Raw genomic sequence first — 12,110 nt, 5'->3', positions numbered from 1 at the left:
TACAAAAATAGTATATGAGAGTATAATAAACTTATTAAGAGTAATCTTAAAATTATATATACAAAGGGAGACTGTTATGTATACGTCTAATTTAAAAATTAAAGAAGGTTTTACTTCACATGCAACTACACCGCTGGGTGGTGAGTATAAAATGTTTATAGAAGAAAGTAAAGATGGTCCTATGGATTTATTTGCTACTGCATACAATGGATGTGTAAGTATGTGTGCAAAAGGATATTTCTTCAGAGCATATGAATTAGTAGATCTAGCGATTGAAACTGAACTAGTTGTAGATTATGATAATAAAAAAATTGTAGTTAATGTTCATGTAGATCGAACTGAGGAACAACTTGCTGCTGGAGATAGACAAGGGGTATTAGATAATATTAAACTTCGTTGTAAAGTTTCGCATTTATTGTCTTCAGACTTAGAAATTCAATATAATATTTTACCTTTAAAATAAATTAGAAATTAGAAATACTTAGGGTATAAAAACTCTAAGTATTTTTAATTTTTTTGAAGAAAAATAAATTTTTTCTTCCATATAATATAGGTAAAATTAGAAAGTAAATTAAAGATTAAAAAGTAAGTAAAAAATAGAAAACATATTCATAAATTTTTTTAAAAATTTTTCGTTAAAATACTTGCAATATATGCTTTTACCATGTATAATAATAAATGTTGGTCTTGCAAAAGACTTGCGTTGAAGCGAAAGGTTACTGACACGCCCGGCCGCTTTGCCATGGCATGGCGTGCTGGAGAACTTTCGTGGAGAAGTTGCTACTAGATAGCAGCGAATAAATGTATAGGAGGAGAAATGATGGCAAAACAAAAAATTCGTATTCGTCTTAAAGGATATGATCACAGATTAGTAGATCAAAGTGCAGAGAAAATTGTTGAAACTGCAAAACGTTCTGGAGCAAAAGTTTCTGGACCAATTCCATTACCAACAGAAAAAGCAGTTTACACAATCTTACGTTCAGTTCACATTTACAAAGATAGCCGTGAACAATTCGAACAACGTACACACAAACGCCTAATCGATATTATTGAACCAACACAAAAAACAGTTGACGCTTTAATCAGCTTAAACTTACCATCAGGTGTTGACATCGAATTAAAATTATAATTATAGGAGGTGACTTTCGATGACCAAAGGTATCTTAGGAAGAAAAGTAGGTATGACTCAAATCTTCGCTGAAAATGGAGAATTAATTCCAGTAACAGTAGTTGAAGCGAAAGGTAACGTCGTATTACAAAAGAAAACAGAAGAAGTTGAAGGATACAACGCAATCCAATTAGGATTCGACGACAAACGTCCTTACGATAAAGAACGTAAAGACCGTTTAGTAAAAGTTGCGAACAAACCTGAACAAGGTCACGCAGATAAAGCTAACACTGCTCCAAAACGTTTCGTACGCGAAATCAGAGATGCAGAAGTTGCTAATTATGAAGTAGGTCAAGAAGTCCAAGTTGATATTTTTGCAGCAGGGGACTTAGTTGACGTAACAGGAGTAAGTAAAGGTAAAGGATTCCAAGGGGCAATCAAGCGTCATGGACAAAGCCGCGGACCAATGGCTCACGGTTCTCGTTACCACCGTCGTCCTGGGTCAATGGGACCTGTAGCACCTAACCGTGTATTCAAAGGTAAAGCATTACCAGGCCAAATGGGTGGAGTTACAGTTACTACTCAAAACTTAGAAATCGTAAGCGTAGATGTAGAAAATGGATTAATCCTAGTTAAAGGATGTATTCCAGGATCTAAGAAAAGCTTCGTAAAAATCCAATCAGCAGTTAAATCTGGTAAATAATCGGAAAATATACGGAAGGAGGAAATTAGATAATGCCACAATTAGATTTATTTAAACAAGACGGTACTAAAGTTGGTGCAGTTGAAGCTAATGAAGCAGTATTCGGAATCGAACCAAATCAACACGTTTTATTCCAAGCTGTAACTTTACAAAGAGCATCACTTCGTCAAGGTACACACAAAACAAAAGGACGTTCTGAAGTTTCAGGTGGTGGTCGCAAACCATGGCGTCAAAAAGGAACAGGTCGTGCTCGTCAAGGATCTATCCGTTCACCACAATGGCGTGGAGGTGGAATTGTATTCGGACCTACACCACGTAGCTACAGCTTCAAAATGCCACGTAAAATGCGTCGTTTAGCATTACGTTCTGCTTTATCTTCTAAAGTAGCAGCTAACGAAGTATTTGCATTAGAAAGTTTATCATTTGATACAATTAAAACTAAAAACTTTAAAGAAATGTTATCAAACCTTAGCCTAGAGAAAAAAGTATTATTCGTAGTTACTGAACTAGAAGAAAATACTGTTTTATCAGGAAGAAATATTCCAGGAGTTGAATTCGTTGAAACAACTGGTCTTAACGTATTAGACATCTTAGGAAGCAACAAAGTTGTATTCACTAAAGATGCAGTAGAAAAAGTTGGGGAGGTATTAGCATAATGGAAGCACGCGATATTATCAAACGCCCAGTACTAACTGAAAAAAGTTATTTATTAATGCAAGAAAATAAATACACTTTCCTAGTAGACACACGCGCTCATAAAACTCAAATTAAACAAGCTATCGAAGAAATCTTCGGAGTTAAAGTTGAGAAAGTAAACGTAATGAACTACAAACCAAAATTCCGTCGTGTTGGAAGATACGGTGGTTACACTAACAAACGTAGAAAAGCTATCGTTAAGTTAGCAGAAGGACAAACAATCGAAGGATTATTCGCTTAAGAATAACAAATACCACTAAGGAGGAAAAATGACAAATGGCAATTAAAGTATATAAAGCTATAACTAACGGTCGTCGTAACATGACATCATTAGATTTTGCAGAAATTACAACTAACAAACCAGAAAAGTCATTATTAGCGCCGCTACCGAAAAAAGCGGGAAGAAATAACCAAGGTAAAATTACTGTTCGTCACCACGGTGGAGGACACAAAAAACAATACCGTATTATTGACTTCAAGAGAAATAAAGACAACGTACCAGCAAAAGTTGCTACAATTGAGTACGATCCAAACCGTTCAGCAAATATCGCTCTATTACACTATGTAGATGGAGAAAAAAGATACATCATCGCTCCTAAAGAATTACAAGTAGGACAAATCTTAGTATCTGGTGAAACTGCTGATATTAAAGTTGGTAATGCATTACCACTAGCAAACATCCCAGTAGGGACATTAATTCACAACATCGAACTTAAACCTGGTAAAGGTGGACAATTAGTACGTTCAGCTGGAGCAAGTGCTCAAGTACTTGGTAAAGAAGGTAAATACGTATTAGTACGTCTTAAATCAGGAGAAGTTAGAATGATCTTAGCAACTTGCCGTGCTACAATCGGTGAAGTTGGTAACGAACAACACGGACTAGTAAATATCGGTAAAGCCGGTAGAACTCGTTGGTTAGGTAAAAGACCAACTGTACGTGGATCTGTTATGAACCCGAACGATCACCCACACGGTGGTGGTGAAGGACGTACTTCAATCGGACGTAAATCACCTATGTCACCATGGGGTAAACCTACTCTTGGTAAGAAAACTCGTTCTAAAAAAGCTCGTTCAAACAAATTTATCGTACGTGCTAGAACTAAATAATAAAATTAATCAAAGGTTAGTTGGTGAGGAGCAAGTGCTCTTTACCACACCCTTAAGTATGCAAAGTATCGGAAAGGAGATAACACAATGGCTCGTAGTTTAAAAAAAGGACCATTCGCTGATCACCACTTATTAGCAAAAGTTGAAAAAATGAACGAACAAGAAAAGAAACAAGTAATTAAAACTTGGTCTCGTCGTTCAACAATCTTCCCAACATTCATAGGACTTACTTTTGCAGTATATGACGGAAGAAAACATGTACCTGTATATGTGACTGAAGATATGGTAGGACATAAATTAGGTGAGTTTGCACCAACAAGAACTTACAAAGGTCACGCTGCAGACGACAGAAAAACAAGAAGATAATTTAGAAATTAGTAAAATCAAGGAGGCACATTCATGGAGTCAAAAGCAATCGCTAAGACAGTCCGCATCGCTCCTCGTAAAGTAAGACTAGTATTAGACTTAGTACGTGGAAAAAAAGTGGGCGAAGCATTAGGAATTTTAGAATTCACAACTAAATCAGCTTCTTTACCAGTAGCTAAAGTTATTAAATCAGCTGCTGCTAACGCTGAACACAACTATGGAATGAATGTAGAAGACTTAGTAGTATCACAAGCATTTGCAAATGAAGGACCAACTCTTAAAAGATTCCGTCCAAGAGCAAAAGGTGCTGCAAGTTCAATCAACAAAAGAACAAGTCACATCACTATCGTTTTAAGTGACAACAAATAATAAAAATTAAGAAATTATAAAAGCTAAACTAGTTAAAGGAGGCTACAAACTGTGGGTCAAAAAGTACATCCAATAGGCTTACGTGTTGGAGTTATTCGTGATTGGGATTCAAAATGGTATGCGGAAAAAGATTTCGCTGCTAACTTACACGAAGATTTCAAAATCCGTGAGTTCATCAGTAAACAATTAAAAGACGCTTCAGTTTCTAAAGTAGAAATTGAAAGATTTGATAAGAAAGTAAATATTTCAGTACACACTGGTAAACCAGGTATGGTTATCGGTAAAGGTGGTTCTGAAATCGATAAATTAAGATTAGAATTAAACAAATTAACTGGAAAAAGAGTACACATTAATGTAGTTGAAATCAAAAAAGTTGATATCGACGCTAAATTAGTAGCTGAAAACATTGCTCGTCAATTAGAAGCTCGTGTATCATTCCGTCGTGCTCAAAAACAAGCTATCCAAAGAGCTATGAGAGCAGGAGCTAAAGGAATCAAAACTCAAGTATCAGGACGTCTTGGTGGAGCAGATATCGCTCGTGCAGAACACTACTCAGAAGGTTCAGTGCCACTACACACATTAAGAGCAGACATCGATTACGCTCACGAAGAAGCAGATACAACTTATGGTAAACTTGGAGTTAAAGTTTGGATTAACCGTGGTGAAGTATTACCAACTAGAAAATCTGAAAAAGGAGGTAACTAATTTATGTTAATGCCTAAACGTGTTAAATATCGTCGTCAACACAGACAATCAACAAAAGGTAAATCTAAAGGCGGAAACGTAGTAGATTTCGGTGAATATGGATTACAAGCTACTACTGCAGCAAGAGTTACTTCTCGTCAAATAGAAGCTGCTCGTATAGCGATGACTCGTTATATGAAACGTGGTGGTAAAGTTTGGATTAAGATCTTCCCTCACATGCCTTACACTAAAAAACCATTAGAAGTACGTATGGGATCTGGTAAAGGTGCAGTAGAAGGATGGGTTGCAATCGTTAAACCAGGTAGAGTGATGTTCGAAGTTGCTGGAGTAAGTGAAGAAGTTGCACGTGAAGCTCTAAGACTTGCATCTCACAAGTTACCTGTTAAATGTAAATTTGTAAAACGTGAAGAAACAGGTGGTGAAGCATAATGAAAACAAATGAATTCAAATCAATGATTAGAGAATTAACTTCACAAGAGTTAGAAGCAAAAATCAAAGAATTAAAAGAAGAGCTTTTCAACTTACGCTTCCAATTGGCAACTGGTCAATTAGAAAATACAGCTCGTATTAGTCAAGTTAGAAAATCAATCGCTCGTATGAAAACTGTTATTCGCGAAAGAGAATTAGCGAATAAATAATAATAGGAGGCAAACATGACTGAGAGAAATGATAGAAAAGTTTACGTTGGAAAAGTAGTTTCTGATAAAATGGACAAAACAATCACAGTTTTAGTAGAAACTTACAAAAAACATCCTCTATACGGTAAACGTGTAAAATATTCTAAAAAATTCAAAGCACATGATGAAAACAATGTTGCTAAATTAAATGATATCGTTAAAATAATGGAAACTCGTCCATTATCTGCAACTAAAAACTTCCGTTTAGTAGAAGTAGTAGAAGAAGCAGTTATAATCTAATAAAACTAGGATAAACCCTAAGAAGGAGGCAAAAAGCGCATGATTCAACAAGAAACACGCTTAAAAGTGGCTGATAACTCAGGAGCAAAAGAAGTTTTAACAATTAAAGTTCTAGGTGGTTCAGGACGTAAAGTTGCTAACATTGGTGACGTAATTGTATGTTCTGTTAAAAAAGCAACACCAGGTGGAGTTGTTAAAAAAGGTGAAGTAGTTAAAGCCGTAATCGTTCGTACAAAAACAGGAGCTCGTCGTAACGACGGTTCATATATTAAATTTGATGAAAATGCTTGTGTAATTATCCGTGATGATAAGAGCCCACGTGGTACACGTATTTTCGGACCAGTTGCTCGTGAATTAAGAGACGGTAACTACATGAAAATCGTATCACTAGCTCCAGAAGTATTATAATTTGAAAAAAGTACAGTAAAGAAGGAGGTTAACAAGAAATGTTCATTAAAAAAGGTGATAAAGTTGTAGTAATTACTGGTAAAGACAAAGGTAAAGTTGGTACAGTAATCGAAGCACAACCTAAAAAAGATCGTGTTGTTGTAGAAGGTGTTAACATCATTAAAAAACACGTTAAAAATTCTCAAGATGCACCTCAAGGTGGAATCGTTGAAAAAGAAGCAGCAATTCACGTATCAAACGTAATGTTACAAGATCCTGAAACTGGAAAAGCGACAAGAGTACGTTTCGAAACAAAAGATGGTAAGAAAGTACGTATCGCAGTAAAATCAGGAAAAGAAATATAATAATAGTTGAAGAAAGGAGGCACTATTTTAGATGGCTCGTTTAGAAGATAAATTTAAATCTGAGATAACAAAAGAATTAATGACAAAATTTGAGTACAGCAGTGTAATGCAAGTACCAAAAATTGAAAAAATCGTAATTAACATGGGTGTAGGTGATGCTGTGCAAAACTCTAAAGCCCTAGACAACGCAGTAGCAGAATTAGCTTTAATTTCTGGTCAAAAACCATTAGTAACAAGAGCTAAAAAATCAATCGCTACTTACAGACTTCGTGAAGGTATGCCTATCGGGGCTAAAGTTACTTTACGTGGAGAAAGAATGTATGAATTCTTCGACAAATTAGTAACTGTAGCACTTCCACGTGTACGTGACTTCCACGGTGTTTCTAAAAAAGCATTCGATGGTCGTGGTAACTACACACTAGGTGTTAAAGAACAATTAATTTTCCCTGAAATTGATTACGATAAAGTAAGTAAAGTACGTGGTATGGACATCGTTATAGTAACTACAGCTAACACTGATGAAGAAGCTCGTGAGTTATTAACACAATGTGGAATGCCATTCGCAAAATAAGAAAGGTGAGGTAAAAGACACATGGCTAAAAAAGCAATGGTAGAGCGTGAATTAAAACGCCAAAAATTAGTTGACAAGTATGCAGCTAAAAGAGCGGAATTAAAAGCTAAAGGTGATTACATCGGACTTAGCAAACTTCCAAAAAACTCAGCTCCAGCTCGTTTACACAATCGTTGTAGCATAACTGGACGTCCTCACGGATACATTGGAAAATTTGGAATCAGCCGTATTAAATTCCGTGAATTAGCTTACAAAGGACAAATTCCTGGAGTTAAAAAAGCAAGTTGGTAATATATTAGTAGAAGAAAGGAGGATTTATCCTAATGACAATGACAGATCCTATCGCAGATATGCTAACACGTATTCGTAATGCTAACATGGTTAAGCACGAAACATTAGAATTACCTGCGTCAAATATTAAAAAGCAAATTGCAGAAATCTTAAAACAAGAAGGTTTCATCAATGATGTAGAATACATCGAAGATAACAAACAAGGAAAACTTAAACTTACTCTTAAATACTCAAAAGGTGAAAGAGTAATCAAAGGAATTAAAAGAATTTCAAAACCTGGTTTACGTGTATACGCTAAAGCAGATGAACTGCCAAGAGTATTAAACGGACTAGGAATAGCAATCGTATCAACTTCAACTGGAGTTGTAACTGATAAAGTTGCTCGTAAAAATAACACAGGTGGAGAAGTATTAGCTTACATCTGGTAATATTATAAGGAGGTGCCAATTAAATGTCACGTATAGGTAATAAAGTTATTACAGTACCTGCAGGGGTTGAAGTTAGCATCGTTGATAACTTCGCAACAGTTAAAGGACCTAAAGGTGAATTAAAACAACAATTTGATAAAGACATGACTTTCAACATTGAAGGAAGTGAAATCGCAGTAGTACGTCCATCTGATTCAAAACGTCACCGTACAGTACACGGAACAACTCGTGCTATCTTAGCAAACATGGTTGAAGGTGTATCAACTGGATTCAAAAAAGAACTTGAATTAATCGGGGTTGGATACCGTGCTCAAATGCAAGGTAAAAAATTAGTACTAAGTGTTGGATACTCTCACCCAGTTGAATTCGAAGAAATCGATGGAATTAAATTAGGTGTTGAAGGAAACACTAAAGTTAGTATCGAAGGTATTAACAAAGAAGTAGTAGGACAATACGCAGCTAAAGTTCGTGCAGTACGTCCTCCAGAACCTTATAAAGGTAAAGGTATTCGCTACGTTGGTGAATATGTTCGCCGTAAAGAAGGAAAAACTGGTAAATAATAGATAACAGAAAGGAGTGTTTCAAATATGATTACGAAACTTGATAAAAATAAAGTTCGTAAAAAAAGACACGCAAGAGTACGTGTTAAAGTTCAAGGAACTACTGAGGTTCCACGTTTAAACGTATACCGTTCAAACACAAACATTTACGCACAAATTATTGATGACACTAAAGGTGTTACATTAGCACAAGCTTCTTCATTAAAACTTGAAAATGTTTCTAAATCAAGTGTAGAAGCAGCTAAAGAAGTTGGAAAATTAATCGCAGAAGTAGCTAAAACTAAAGGAATTGAAAAAGTTGTTTTCGACCGTGGAGGATACCTATATCACGGACGTGTTAAAGCATTAGCTGAAGCAGCACGTGAAAACGGACTTGTATTCTAATAAAGGAGGGAAATAAGTAGATGCGTCAAGAAGAAATCAAAAAAGAATTTGAAGAACGCGTAGTTGCCATTCGTCGTGTAGCTAAAGTTGTTAAAGGTGGACGTCGTTTCCGTTTCTCTGCTTTAGTAGTAGTAGGTGACAAAAATGGTCGCGTAGGATTTGGCACTGGTAAAGCTCAAGAGGTACCAGATGCAATCAGAAAAGCAGTTGAAGCTGCAAAACACAACTTAATTACTGTACCAGTAGTTAACGGAACAATACCTCACGAAATCATCGGGCAATTTGGAGCAGGTTCAGTATTAATCAAACCAGCTGCACCTGGTACAGGGGTTATCGCTGGTGGACCAGTTCGTGCCGTATTAGAATTATCAGGTATTTCAAATATCTTATCAAAATCATTAGGTTCAAACACACCAGTAAACATGGTTCGTGCTACAATCGAAGGATTAACAAGATTACAAACAGTAGAACATGTAGCAGCTTTACGTGGTAAATCTGTGGAAGAATTATTAGGATAAGAGGAGGGAAAAGAACATGACATTAAAAGTAACCCTAACTCGTAGTACTATTGGTCGTCCAAAGAATCAAAGAAAAGTAGTTGAAGCTCTTGGTCTTAAAAAAATGCACCAAACAGTTGAACACAAAGACAACGCTGCGATTCGTGGAATGATCAACAAAGTTTCACACTTAGTAACAGTAGAAGAAAAATAAGAATTATTAATACAAGGAGGTGCTAGTCTAAATGAAATTACATGAATTACAACCAGTTGAAGGTTCTCGTAAAGAGCGTAACAGAGTAGGTCGTGGGATTGGATCAGGAAATGGTAAAACTTCAGGACGTGGTCAAAAAGGACAAAAAGCACGTAGTGGTGGTGGAGTTCGCCCAGGATTTGAAGGTGGACAAAACCCATTATTCAGACGTATTCCAAAACGTGGATTTAACAATGTAAATAGAAAAGAATTTGCAGTTGTAAATCTTAACGACTTAAATAAATTTGAAGATGGTACTGTAGTATCACCTGCTCTATTATTAGAAACTAAAGTTATTAAAAAAGAACTTTCAGGTGTTAAAGTATTAGCTAACGGTAAATTAGAGAAAAAATTAACTGTACAAGCTCACAAATTCTCATCTTCAGCAAAAGAAGCTATCGAAGCAGCTGGAGGAGTTTGCGAGGTGCTATAATATATGTTTAGTGCATCACTAAATTTATTTAAAGTTAAAGAAACTCGTAACAAAATTTTATTTACCCTATTTGGTATATTCCTATTCCGTATCGGTTCATTTTTACCGGTACCTGGGGTAGATGCAGATGTTCTTAAAAATCAGGATGCATCTGGATTATTCGGAATATTTAATACATTTGCAGGAGGAGCATTACAACAGTTTTCTGTTTTTGCTATGGGTATTATGCCCTACATTACAGCATCTATCGTAATTCAACTTATGCAAATGGATGTTATTCCTACATTAACTGAGTGGTCTAAACAAGGTGAAGTTGGACATAAAAAAACTCAAAAATTGACTAGAGTCTTAGCAATTATCTTAGCATTCATCCAATCGCTTATTATGTCTTATGGATTTAATAATGCATATCAAGGATTAATTAAAGATACATCAATTCTAGGATTCATTACAGTAGCTGTAGTTTTAACTGCTGGTACAGCATTATTACTATGGCTAGGGGACCAGATATCTCAATATGGTGTTGGTAATGGTGTATCTATCATTATCTTAGCGGGTATTATTGCTCGTTTACCAATGGAATTCATACAAGTTTATGAATCTCAAATTAGAGATGCTGAAAACCTTACATTAGCAATTTTAAAAATTGTTATTGTAGCAATTATTGTAGTAGGGATTGTTGCTGCTGTAGTTTATATACAAGAAGCAAACCGTAAAATTCCTATTCAATACTCTCAACAGAGAGCAGGTCGTAGAATGTTAGGAGCAAGATCAACATACTTGCCTCTTAAAGTGAATAGTGCAGGGGTTATCCCGGTAATCTTCGCTATAGCATTCTTACAATTACCTAGAACTATTGCGATATTCGCACCTAATAACGAAAAGTTACAAAGAATTGTATCATATTTCGATTTCAGTCATGTTCTAGGATTAACATTATACGTAGTATTAATTATTGCGTTCTGTTACTTCTATGTAATGGTGCAAGTTAACCCAGAAAAAATGGCTGATAATTTAAGAAAACAAGGAAGTTTTGTTCCAGGGGTTAGACCAGGTAAAAAAACTGAACAATACATTACAGGTATTTTATACAGACTAACGTTTGTAGGTTCAATATTCCTAGCAGCTGTTTCGGTTCTTCCGACAATATTCACCAGCATTGCAAAATTACCAGCATCTGTTCAAATTGGTGGTACAAGTTTAATAATTGTTGTCAGTGTAGCGCTAGAGACAGTTAAACAACTTAATACTCAATTAACAGAGAAGAACTATAGAAGTTTCATTACAGGACGAAAAGGTGGTAAATAATTATGATGAATATTATTTTAATGGGATTACCAGGAGCGGGTAAAGGTACTCAAGCAGAGCAAATTAAAGTGAATTATCCAATTCCGCATATTTCAACTGGAGATATGTTTAGAGCTGCTATTAAAAATGAGACTCCGCTTGGAAAAGAAGCAAAAAGTTATATTGATAAAGGACAACTTGTTCCTGACAGTGTAACTATAGGATTAGTTGAAGAAAGATTGAATCAAGAAGATGCAAAAGAAGGCTTTTTACTTGACGGTTTTCCAAGAACAGTAGAACAAGCTGAAGCCCTTGATCAAATTTTAGCAAAAACTAATAGAAAAATCGATAAAGTATTAAACATCGATGTAGATCCAGCTATTCTGTTACCTCGTTTAACAGGTAGAAGAATCTGTAAACAATGTGGAAACACTTATCACTTGATTTTCAACCCTACAAAAGTTGAAGGTGTTTGTGATAATGATGGTGGTGAACTATACCAAAGAAGTGATGACAACGAAGAAACAGTTGGAAGTCGCTTAGAAGTTAATATTAAACAAACAAAACCTCTTTTAGACTTCTACAGTCAAAAAGAAGGTGTAGTTGAAAATGTTAATGGTGACCAAGACATCAAAGTAGTTTTCCAAGACGTACAAAATATATTAGACAAACTGAAATAGTCA

General features: G+C 35.5%; 24 protein-coding genes. All 24 read left to right on the top strand.

Translation table 11 applies throughout. The features are described from left to right. Positions 1-76: 76 nt before the first annotated feature. The 24 genes from JX287_RS02810 (at position 77) to JX287_RS02695 (ending at position 12,107) form a co-directional block, all read left to right on the top strand. Positions 77-463, top strand: coding sequence for an OsmC family protein (locus tag JX287_RS02810; protein WP_204641670.1), 387 nt, complete (start codon positions 77-79; stop codon positions 461-463). A gap of 357 nt (positions 464-820) precedes the next feature. Continuing rightward, entirely contained in the window at positions 821-1,129 is a 309-nt protein-coding gene (gene rpsJ / locus JX287_RS02805; RefSeq protein WP_003147624.1) for a 30S ribosomal protein S10, read from the top strand. Positions 1,130-1,148: 19 nt separating this feature from the next. Next, positions 1,149-1,811: a 50S ribosomal protein L3 gene (gene rplC / locus JX287_RS02800; protein ID WP_003144195.1), complete on the top strand. Its 663-nt coding sequence runs from the start codon at positions 1,149-1,151 to the stop codon at positions 1,809-1,811. Between the two features lie 32 nt (positions 1,812-1,843). Then, on the top strand, positions 1,844-2,467 hold the full coding sequence (rplD, locus tag JX287_RS02795) for a 50S ribosomal protein L4 (RefSeq protein WP_048802796.1): 624 nt from the start codon (positions 1,844-1,846) through the stop codon (positions 2,465-2,467). Next, a complete protein-coding gene (rplW, locus tag JX287_RS02790) occupies positions 2,467-2,748 on the top strand; it encodes a 50S ribosomal protein L23 (RefSeq protein ID WP_003144216.1) in 282 nt (93 codons plus the stop codon). The genes rplD and rplW overlap by 1 nt, the downstream gene beginning before the upstream one ends. Before the next feature lie 35 nt (positions 2,749-2,783). After that, complete coding sequence (rplB, locus tag JX287_RS02785; protein ID WP_003147626.1) at positions 2,784-3,614, top strand: 50S ribosomal protein L2; 831 nt, start codon at positions 2,784-2,786, stop codon at positions 3,612-3,614. An 87-nt stretch (positions 3,615-3,701) separates the two neighbouring features. Next, positions 3,702-3,980: a 30S ribosomal protein S19 gene (gene rpsS / locus JX287_RS02780; RefSeq protein WP_003147627.1), complete on the top strand. Its 279-nt coding sequence runs from the start codon at positions 3,702-3,704 to the stop codon at positions 3,978-3,980. Positions 3,981-4,013: 33 nt separating this feature from the next. After that, positions 4,014-4,349, top strand: a complete 336-nt coding sequence (gene rplV / locus JX287_RS02775) for a 50S ribosomal protein L22 (protein WP_003144105.1) — start codon at positions 4,014-4,016, stop codon at positions 4,347-4,349. Between the two features lie 51 nt (positions 4,350-4,400). After that, positions 4,401-5,054: a 30S ribosomal protein S3 gene (gene rpsC / locus JX287_RS02770; RefSeq protein ID WP_003144348.1), complete on the top strand. Its 654-nt coding sequence runs from the start codon at positions 4,401-4,403 to the stop codon at positions 5,052-5,054. 3 nt (positions 5,055-5,057) lie between these two features. After that, entirely contained in the window at positions 5,058-5,483 is a 426-nt protein-coding gene (gene rplP / locus JX287_RS02765; RefSeq protein WP_003147629.1) for a 50S ribosomal protein L16, read from the top strand. Further along, positions 5,483-5,692, top strand: a complete 210-nt coding sequence (gene rpmC, locus JX287_RS02760; RefSeq protein WP_003147630.1) for a 50S ribosomal protein L29 — start codon at positions 5,483-5,485, stop codon at positions 5,690-5,692. Before rplP ends, rpmC begins: the two co-directional genes overlap by 1 nt. 15 nt (positions 5,693-5,707) lie before the next feature. Then, complete coding sequence (rpsQ, locus tag JX287_RS02755) at positions 5,708-5,971, top strand: 30S ribosomal protein S17 (RefSeq protein ID WP_003144356.1); 264 nt, start codon at positions 5,708-5,710, stop codon at positions 5,969-5,971. 39 nt (positions 5,972-6,010) lie between these two features. Then, positions 6,011-6,379: a 50S ribosomal protein L14 gene (gene rplN, locus JX287_RS02750; RefSeq protein ID WP_003144098.1), complete on the top strand. Its 369-nt coding sequence runs from the start codon at positions 6,011-6,013 to the stop codon at positions 6,377-6,379. Positions 6,380-6,417: 38 nt separating this feature from the next. Next, a complete protein-coding gene (rplX, locus tag JX287_RS02745; RefSeq protein WP_003144415.1) occupies positions 6,418-6,723 on the top strand; it encodes a 50S ribosomal protein L24 in 306 nt (101 codons plus the stop codon). Between the two features lie 31 nt (positions 6,724-6,754). After that, positions 6,755-7,294: a 50S ribosomal protein L5 gene (gene rplE, locus JX287_RS02740; RefSeq protein WP_003144426.1), complete on the top strand. Its 540-nt coding sequence runs from the start codon at positions 6,755-6,757 to the stop codon at positions 7,292-7,294. A gap of 21 nt (positions 7,295-7,315) precedes the next feature. Beyond that, positions 7,316-7,585, top strand: a complete 270-nt coding sequence (rpsN, locus tag JX287_RS02735; RefSeq protein WP_003144337.1) for a 30S ribosomal protein S14 — start codon at positions 7,316-7,318, stop codon at positions 7,583-7,585. Between the two features lie 32 nt (positions 7,586-7,617). Beyond that, the gene (gene rpsH, locus JX287_RS02730) at positions 7,618-8,013 is read left to right on the top strand and encodes a 30S ribosomal protein S8 (RefSeq protein WP_204641669.1); all 396 of its coding nucleotides are present in this window, start codon (positions 7,618-7,620) and stop codon (positions 8,011-8,013) included. A gap of 23 nt (positions 8,014-8,036) precedes the next feature. Further along, positions 8,037-8,573, top strand: coding sequence for a 50S ribosomal protein L6 (rplF, locus tag JX287_RS02725; protein WP_204641668.1), 537 nt, complete (start codon positions 8,037-8,039; stop codon positions 8,571-8,573). A 27-nt stretch (positions 8,574-8,600) separates the two neighbouring features. Further along, positions 8,601-8,957: a 50S ribosomal protein L18 gene (rplR, locus tag JX287_RS02720; RefSeq protein WP_048802798.1), complete on the top strand. Its 357-nt coding sequence runs from the start codon at positions 8,601-8,603 to the stop codon at positions 8,955-8,957. Positions 8,958-8,977: 20 nt separating this feature from the next. After that, entirely contained in the window at positions 8,978-9,475 is a 498-nt protein-coding gene (rpsE, locus tag JX287_RS02715) for a 30S ribosomal protein S5 (protein WP_003144191.1), read from the top strand. Positions 9,476-9,491: 16 nt separating this feature from the next. Beyond that, positions 9,492-9,668: a 50S ribosomal protein L30 gene (gene rpmD, locus JX287_RS02710; protein ID WP_003144406.1), complete on the top strand. Its 177-nt coding sequence runs from the start codon at positions 9,492-9,494 to the stop codon at positions 9,666-9,668. 31 nt (positions 9,669-9,699) lie between these two features. Further along, positions 9,700-10,140 carry a 50S ribosomal protein L15 gene (rplO, locus tag JX287_RS02705; protein WP_003147635.1) on the top strand — a complete coding sequence of 147 codons (441 nt, stop codon included), beginning with the start codon at positions 9,700-9,702 and terminating at the stop codon, positions 10,138-10,140. 3 nt (positions 10,141-10,143) lie between these two features. Continuing rightward, positions 10,144-11,448: a preprotein translocase subunit SecY gene (gene secY, locus JX287_RS02700; RefSeq protein ID WP_204641667.1), complete on the top strand. Its 1,305-nt coding sequence runs from the start codon at positions 10,144-10,146 to the stop codon at positions 11,446-11,448. A 5-nt stretch (positions 11,449-11,453) separates the two neighbouring features. Next, a complete protein-coding gene (locus JX287_RS02695) occupies positions 11,454-12,107 on the top strand; it encodes an adenylate kinase (protein WP_204641824.1) in 654 nt (217 codons plus the stop codon). The last annotated feature ends 3 nt before the right edge of the window (positions 12,108-12,110 follow it).

It is taken from the genome of Gemella haemolysans (genome assembly GCF_901873445.1).
GTDB classification, from domain to species: domain Bacteria; phylum Bacillota; class Bacilli; order Staphylococcales; family Gemellaceae; genus Gemella; species Gemella haemolysans_C.
The sequence above is the reverse complement of the archived record's forward strand: the minus strand, read 5'-3'. Positions and strand labels throughout refer to the sequence as shown.

Excerpts from the sequence above, each read along its gene's own strand:
- secY (WP_204641667.1), top strand. The coding sequence starts at position 10,144 with ATGTTTAGTGCATCACTAAATTTATTTAAAGTTAAAGAAACTCGTAAC.
- rpsN (WP_003144337.1), top strand. The coding sequence starts at position 7,316 with ATGGCTAAAAAAGCAATGGTAGAGCGTGAATTAAAACGCCAAAAATTA.
- rplE (WP_003144426.1), top strand. The coding sequence starts at position 6,755 with ATGGCTCGTTTAGAAGATAAATTTAAATCTGAGATAACAAAAGAATTA.
- rplR (WP_048802798.1), top strand. The coding sequence starts at position 8,601 with ATGATTACGAAACTTGATAAAAATAAAGTTCGTAAAAAAAGACACGCA.
- JX287_RS02810 (WP_204641670.1), top strand. The coding sequence starts at position 77 with ATGTATACGTCTAATTTAAAAATTAAAGAAGGTTTTACTTCACATGCA.
- JX287_RS02695 (WP_204641824.1), top strand. The coding sequence starts at position 11,454 with ATGAATATTATTTTAATGGGATTACCAGGAGCGGGTAAAGGTACTCAA.
- rplC (WP_003144195.1), top strand. The coding sequence starts at position 1,149 with ATGACCAAAGGTATCTTAGGAAGAAAAGTAGGTATGACTCAAATCTTC.
- rplP (WP_003147629.1), top strand. The coding sequence starts at position 5,058 with ATGTTAATGCCTAAACGTGTTAAATATCGTCGTCAACACAGACAATCA.
- rpmC (WP_003147630.1), top strand. The coding sequence starts at position 5,483 with ATGAAAACAAATGAATTCAAATCAATGATTAGAGAATTAACTTCACAA.
- rpsE (WP_003144191.1), top strand. The coding sequence starts at position 8,978 with ATGCGTCAAGAAGAAATCAAAAAAGAATTTGAAGAACGCGTAGTTGCC.
- rplO (WP_003147635.1), top strand. The coding sequence starts at position 9,700 with ATGAAATTACATGAATTACAACCAGTTGAAGGTTCTCGTAAAGAGCGT.
- rplF (WP_204641668.1), top strand. The coding sequence starts at position 8,037 with ATGTCACGTATAGGTAATAAAGTTATTACAGTACCTGCAGGGGTTGAA.
- rpmD (WP_003144406.1), top strand. The coding sequence starts at position 9,492 with ATGACATTAAAAGTAACCCTAACTCGTAGTACTATTGGTCGTCCAAAG.
- rplV (WP_003144105.1), top strand. The coding sequence starts at position 4,014 with ATGGAGTCAAAAGCAATCGCTAAGACAGTCCGCATCGCTCCTCGTAAA.
- rpsJ (WP_003147624.1), top strand. The coding sequence starts at position 821 with ATGGCAAAACAAAAAATTCGTATTCGTCTTAAAGGATATGATCACAGA.
- rplB (WP_003147626.1), top strand. The coding sequence starts at position 2,784 with ATGGCAATTAAAGTATATAAAGCTATAACTAACGGTCGTCGTAACATG.
- rplD (WP_048802796.1), top strand. The coding sequence starts at position 1,844 with ATGCCACAATTAGATTTATTTAAACAAGACGGTACTAAAGTTGGTGCA.
- rpsQ (WP_003144356.1), top strand. The coding sequence starts at position 5,708 with ATGACTGAGAGAAATGATAGAAAAGTTTACGTTGGAAAAGTAGTTTCT.
- rplX (WP_003144415.1), top strand. The coding sequence starts at position 6,418 with ATGTTCATTAAAAAAGGTGATAAAGTTGTAGTAATTACTGGTAAAGAC.
- rplW (WP_003144216.1), top strand. The coding sequence starts at position 2,467 with ATGGAAGCACGCGATATTATCAAACGCCCAGTACTAACTGAAAAAAGT.
- rplN (WP_003144098.1), top strand. The coding sequence starts at position 6,011 with ATGATTCAACAAGAAACACGCTTAAAAGTGGCTGATAACTCAGGAGCA.
- rpsH (WP_204641669.1), top strand. The coding sequence starts at position 7,618 with ATGACAATGACAGATCCTATCGCAGATATGCTAACACGTATTCGTAAT.
- rpsS (WP_003147627.1), top strand. The coding sequence starts at position 3,702 with ATGGCTCGTAGTTTAAAAAAAGGACCATTCGCTGATCACCACTTATTA.